This window comes from Flavobacterium magnesitis, assembly GCF_041729735.1.
Lineage (GTDB): Bacteria > Bacteroidota > Bacteroidia > Flavobacteriales > Flavobacteriaceae > Flavobacterium > Flavobacterium magnesitis.
Genome location: NZ_JBCFQK010000063.1, coordinates 1 through 351, shown reverse-complemented (window position 1 = coordinate 351; position 351 = coordinate 1). Strand labels below are relative to the sequence as shown.

Sequence of the window (351 nt, the reverse complement as noted above, 5' to 3'; positions counted from 1 at the left end):
GGTATGCCCAAACATTTTGAGTACTTGGTTTACTTTTTCGAGGTTGAGGTTTTCCTTTCCCTGTTCAATTTTTCGAATCACGGTAAGTGCCACTCCAGCACGTTCCGCAAAGGCTTCCTGGGTGAGTTTTACTTCGTTTCTTTTCTCTTTTACGAAATTAGCTAGTGTCATCATAATTATATGCTTTAGCATTGATTTTAAGCAAATATAGTTAATTATATGTAAAAGCATATATTCTAAATAAAAATATTGTTTTTATATGTAAAAGCATATAGCTTTTGATTGATAGTTGTTTTTAAAATTGAGCGCCATTTATGTCTTTATAGGTCATTTATTCCATTCAAAGACATA

Annotated in this window: 1 protein-coding gene; it reads right to left on the bottom strand. The window is 31.3% G+C overall.

Annotated features, from left to right (window positions below):
• A partial coding sequence (locus tag AAGV33_RS16390; RefSeq protein WP_373393455.1) for a helix-turn-helix domain-containing protein occupies positions 1–174 on the bottom strand: 174 nt, incomplete at its 3' end.
• Positions 175–351: the final 177 nt, after the last annotated feature.